This window comes from Microcystis sp. M109S1 (assembly GCF_020247025.1).
Taxonomy (GTDB): Bacteria; Cyanobacteriota; Cyanobacteriia; order Cyanobacteriales; family Microcystaceae; genus Microcystis.
In genome coordinates this window covers 1-5,396 of record NZ_JADBRW010000401.1, presented here as the reverse complement: position 1 = coordinate 5,396, position 5,396 = coordinate 1, and the positions used below count along the sequence as shown (strand labels likewise).

4 protein-coding genes are annotated in these 5,396 nt (G+C 45.4%); 2 read left to right on the top strand and 2 right to left on the bottom strand.

The window, feature by feature from the left end:
- Nucleotides 1-277 precede the first annotated feature (277 nt).
- A complete protein-coding gene (pgsA, locus tag IM322_RS19765; RefSeq protein WP_287672268.1) occupies nucleotides 278-811 on the top strand; it encodes a CDP-diacylglycerol--glycerol-3-phosphate 3-phosphatidyltransferase in 534 nt (177 codons plus the stop codon).
- A 274-nt stretch (nucleotides 812-1,085) separates the two neighbouring features.
- Nucleotides 1,086-2,129, top strand: coding sequence for a calcium-binding protein (locus IM322_RS19760; RefSeq protein WP_287672270.1), 1,044 nt, complete (start codon nucleotides 1,086-1,088; stop codon nucleotides 2,127-2,129).
- Nucleotides 2,130-2,285: 156 nt separating this feature from the next.
- Here the strand turns inward: IM322_RS19760 and IM322_RS19755 are convergent, their stop codons facing one another.
- Nucleotides 2,286-4,535, bottom strand: a complete 2,250-nt coding sequence (locus IM322_RS19755) for a PBP1A family penicillin-binding protein (RefSeq protein ID WP_287672272.1) — start codon at nucleotides 4,533-4,535, stop codon at nucleotides 2,286-2,288.
- Between the two features lie 162 nt (nucleotides 4,536-4,697).
- A complete protein-coding gene (gene ilvN / locus IM322_RS19750; protein WP_287672273.1) occupies nucleotides 4,698-5,222 on the bottom strand; it encodes an acetolactate synthase small subunit in 525 nt (174 codons plus the stop codon).
- Nucleotides 5,223-5,396 lie beyond the last annotated feature (174 nt).

The window sequence follows — 5,396 nt, the reverse complement described above, 5'->3', positions numbered from 1 at the left end:
TTTAGAGGTGAAAGCTTTACAGGATTATCTCGCCTAATTTTCAGTTATCAGTTATAAGATGTAAGTTATCAGTTATCAGATGTAAGTTATCAGTTATCAGATCTAAGTTACCAGATGTAAGTTATCAGATGTAAGTTTTAAGTTAATTAGTCAGTTATCTTTATCTTTATACCTGTTTACTGTTTACTGATCACTGTTTACTGATCACTGTTTACTGCTCACTGTTTACTGCTCACTGTTTACTGCTCACTGTTTACTGCTCACTGTTTACTGAAAAATGAACCTACCCAACTCGATTACCCTATCGCGACTCTTGGGACTGCCATTAATTTTATACTGGTTGCACCGAGGCACAGAAATCGATCGCTGGTTAAGTTTAATTATCTTTCTGATTGCTGCCAGCACCGATTGGCTCGATGGTTATCTAGCGCGAAAATTAAATCAAATCACCGAATTAGGTAAATTTCTCGATCCTTTGGTCGATAAATTGCTGGTTCTCGCTCCCCTCTTAGCTCTGATTGAAATGGATTTAATTGCTGCTTGGGGAGTATTTTTGATTCTCGCTCGGGAATTAGCGATCGCTGGTTGGCGTATTAATCCGAATTTAACGGGAAATAGCGACATAAAAGGGGCTAATTGGTGGGGAAAAAGCAAAACAGTCAGCCAAATTATCGCTATCGCTCTCTTAATTGCTCCCTTGCCTTCTGAATATAACTTAATTTCTCAGATTGCCTTTTGGCTATCGGTGACATTAACTTTAATTTCTGGCGTGATTTATATCACACCCAGCCGAAAATTAACCCAAAATTGATAAAAACTTGACTATTAGCAATAATTCAGGGAACAAACGGCTCTTCTCGACTTTGTGTGATAATTTTTGCTTATGGAATCGTGAAATGCTTATCGGGCAAGACTTTTAGGGCTATTTTGCGGATATTCTATCAGTATAGACCTCGTTTCCACACATAAACCAGAAGAGCCAACAAAACCAAGAGAAAAAGGTTGCATTTTTTTCTGGGTGTGTAATAATCGGGTAGAATATTGTCAAAATCCTCAGGTTCAAACATACCACGCAAAAAAAAACTATGTCCACTACATATATCTCTGCTCCGACTGGCTCCACCACGAATTATACCGTCGATGCTTCAATGATCACATCTCTGGCAGCTTTTTGGGGGTTATCTTCGGTAAATACCGACCTAGCCGTTTCCATGCCTACCACAGCCACCGGTAGAAATCTTACTGCTTTAGGTCGATTTACGAATCCTTCTTCTTCCGTTGAGTTTTCCACTTGGAGACTTCGCAACGGATCTGGTCAGTCTGACGTAGCGAGTGCTAACCTCACTGGTTATAAAAGCACCCCCCCTTTTTCACAAAATTATTCTCTTCCTAGCGGAAGCGACACTTTCGTCGCTTCTACTTTTAAAGGAACCCATATCCTCGACTTTGGTGGTGGTCAAAGGTTTACTAAAGCAGAAAACACAGCTAATTCCAGTGACGATATTTCCATAATTGGTAACATGTATGGCTTCGTCCTTAGAGGTGCAGATGGTGGCGATACCCTAACTGGTAGCGGGCTGGCCGATACCCTGTTCGGTTTCGGTGGAAACGATTCCCTAACCGGTCGTGAGGGAGCGGATAGCCTAGATGGTGGCGCGGGAGCGGATACCCTAATTGGTGGCACGGGAGGGGATATCCTAAATGGTGGCGACGGAAACGATCGCCTAACTGGTGGCACGGGAACGAATACCCTAGATGGTGGTAATGGTGCTGATACATTTGTATTTACCAATCAGGGTAATCAGACAGTTTCCCAATTCATTACCAGTGACAATGATGTCTTTGCATTTACTGTTACTAATTACTTGGGCGCTCCAACAGCGGGTACGCAGGCAGTTGTTAGTGATGCGGATACTGCTCCCAATCTTTCTAACAGTATCATTGTCGATACTCTTGACGTTATCGAGGCCTTAGAGGATGATAAATCATTAATTCGTTTTGCCTTCGCCACCGATACAAAGACCCTCCTCTATGACAATGACGGTGACTGGTCGACCTCCAACCCCACCGTTGCGACAATTACCTCGATTACTGGTACATTAGCTGCTGGTAACTTCGCCTTCATTTAAAATTCCTTGTTTGAATAGACAGATACTGGGTGTGTTAGCTAGGGCTAGGACACCCTTATTACTTTAAAGCAGTTATCTTAATAGTGAGGTACGAAGTCTCTGGTTTTAGGGAACTCTGGAATAGGCAACGGGAACAGTAGCTTAGTCCTATTGGGATTAGTTTTGTGTAGTGATTAACTGACGGTTATAATCGCCCCATAACTTGGCTGCCTGTTGACTGCTGCCCGCAGTGGGAGAATTATTATCATTACCTAACCAAATGCCTGTCACCCAGTGGCGACGGGGAAGATAACCGATAAACCAAAGGTCCACATAATTATTCGTAGTTCCCGTTTTACCCGCTTCTCCCATGCCAATACTAGCAGCGCCTCCTGTACCATTAGTTATCACCCCCCGCAATAGGCTATTCATCGTCTCGGCGGTTTTAGCTGAGATTACCTGCTGATTTCTATCGCTATCGTCGCCATAGTCATAAATAACCCGACAGGTACTCAAATCCTCCACATTTTTACAGTCGGAAGCGTCGAGAATGCGTTTAATGGCGTGGGGACGATTCCAGCGCCCACCATGGTCAAAAACTGCATAAGCACCGGTCATTTCCAAGACATTTACCTCGCTTTGCCCTAAAATTAGCCCTGGTACAGGATTTAAAGGTGATTTTACCCCCAAACGTTCCGCCACATTGACCACATTACTTAATCCTGCCTCGCGAGCAATGCGAAGGGCAACACTATTTTCCGATCGCGCTAAACCTTGAAACATATTGACCCCCCCGCTACTGCGTTCACAGGGAGAATAAGCTTGTCCTTGCCAAGAGATTCCAGCGCAGGTATAGGTTTTATAGGGCGATATTCCCTTTTCCAAGGCGGCAGCATAAGCAAATACCTTAAAAGTGGAACCGGGTTGACGTTTAGCTTGGATAGCGCGGTTAAATTGGCTTTTTTGATAATCAACTCCCCCGACTAAAGCGAGAATTTCCCCGGTTTGACTGTTTAGGGTAACTAAAGCCCCTTGGGAGTATCGATAGCGGGGTCCTTGCTTTAGGACATTATTTTTTAAGCTTTTTTCTGCGATCGCTTGCATTCGGCGGTCTAAACTGGTTTCAACGATAAAATTGCCCTCTTTAGCCACTTCTTCCCCTAAAAGCTCCTGTAATTCCTCGAAAACGTAACTATAAAAATATGGTGCAATCGTACTAGATAGGGATTTTTTGGCTTGGGGACTGATTTCAATGCGGGATCTGCGGGCGCTGGCCGCCGCTTCTGGGGAAATCATCCTTAATTCGGCCATGCGATCGATGACAAGATTGCGATTTTTTACAGAAGTGTCGTAATCTTGAATGGGATTAAATCGATTCGGGGCGGGTAACATAGCCACAAGAGTAGCAGCCTCGGAGATATCTAAATCTCTAGCGGATTTATCGAAATAAAAGCGGGCCGCATCTTCAAAACCGTAACCGGCCAGACCGAGATAAACTCGATTGAGATAGGTTTTGAGAATTGTATCCTTACTATAGACCGCTTCTAATTGTAAAGCGACCACAGCCTCCCGGAGTTTGCGATCGGCAGTATTTTGGCGACCGACTTCCGGGAATAAACTACGCGCTAACTGTTGAGTCAGGGTACTGGCCCCTTGACGGCCCCGACCTTGCCAATTAATCTTAATTGCCCGGACAATCCCCAAAGGATCAACGCCAAAATGCCAGTAAAAACGACTATCTTCGGAAGCGACAACCGCCTTGGTCAAATAGGGAGAAAAATCGCCCAGATTATCTAATTCTCGGTGAGTTTCCTGTCCCATGGGATTGAGGGAAGTTTGACCATCCCTAGGGTAAACCACCACCGGACCGCTCACCCCAGAAGGGAGTGGATAAACATTCACTCTGCGACTTTCCCAGATAATCGCTAAAACTAATAAACCGAAAATACCACCCGCACCATAGAAACCATAGCGCAAAAGTCGCGCCCACAGGGGAGGGGGACAGTAATAGGAGATGGTGACACAATTGGCTAAGTCTGGGGGGGCCAGGGTAAAGGTATCACCATGACGCAGGGAAACGCTTTTCAGACGACGTTTACCCATATAAACCCCGTTAGTGGAGTTTTCATCTGTGAGCAGGAAATGATGGGGATTTTTTGGGTCACGCTGGAGGGAACAATGAATCTGACTCACCACGGTGTTACGGATAGTAATATCACAGGAACTGGAACTACGACCCAACAAATAGCGATCGCCGATAAGGGGATATTTGCTTTCCCCGCTGCCATTCTCGTTTTTCAGGCGTAATTCGGGAACCCTCGCCCCTTTTTTGAGATTTACCGCCTGAAAATTCACCTTTCCTTGCAATTTCTGCACGGCAACGGTGACAAGTTGACTAATTTGGGTTTTCGGCGACTGCTTAGACATAGTTTTTATCAGGGGATGGGGGATGGGGGATGGGGGATGGGGGATGGGGGATGGGGGATGGTGAAGTGGGGAATTTCAACTAAAACCCTAACATCCTAAAACCCTAAAACCCCAACACCTTAACACCCTAAAACCCCAATTCCCAATTCATAGCCACTATCCCTAAATTGACATTTTAGCCTCTAAAGCTTTGAGGTATTCCGTATTGACTCCCGACTCGCGAATCAGAGCAATTTTACCGGTACGGGCCACCTCGCGAACGCCAAATTTATTCAGCATCTGCATAATCGCCACCATTTTACCCGGATCCCCCACCACTTCGATGGTCAGGGTTTCCTCGGAAATATCCACAATCCGCGCCCGGAATACCTGCGCTAATTCGATCACTTCCGCCCGGCGCTCGGCGGTAGCATTAACTTTAATCAGCATTAATTCCCTTTCCACACAGGGGGTTTGGGTGATATCCTGCACCTTGAGGACGTTAATTAATTTGTAAAGTTGTTTGGTTAACTGTTCGATGCTGTCCTCGTCTCCTGGTACTACCATCGTAATCCGAGAAACTCCCAGCTGTTCGGCAGGACCCACGGCCAGACTTTCAATATTAAAGCCGCGACGGGCGAATAATCCAGCAATACGGGTTAAGACTCCCGCTTCATCTTCAACTAATACGGATAATGTGTGTTTCATGGCGCTCTGTCTACACAACCTAGATTTAACCATTTTGACACTCCCCGCTCTAAAGAGACGGGGATTCTTGGTTCACAGAGATTACTTGCTTAGACAGAATTGCTTCTGAAAAAGTAGAGGTATTCTCTCCCCAAGCGTTTATTGGGTCGAGCCCAAAGGTTCCGGTATGCCCTA

Excerpts from the sequence above, each read along its gene's own strand:
- ilvN (WP_287672273.1), bottom strand. The coding sequence starts at position 5,222 with ATGAAACACACATTATCCGTATTAGTTGAAGATGAAGCGGGAGTCTTA.
- IM322_RS19755 (WP_287672272.1), bottom strand. The coding sequence starts at position 4,535 with ATGTCTAAGCAGTCGCCGAAAACCCAAATTAGTCAACTTGTCACCGTT.
- pgsA (WP_287672268.1), top strand. The coding sequence starts at position 278 with ATGAACCTACCCAACTCGATTACCCTATCGCGACTCTTGGGACTGCCA.
- IM322_RS19760 (WP_287672270.1), top strand. The coding sequence starts at position 1,086 with ATGTCCACTACATATATCTCTGCTCCGACTGGCTCCACCACGAATTAT.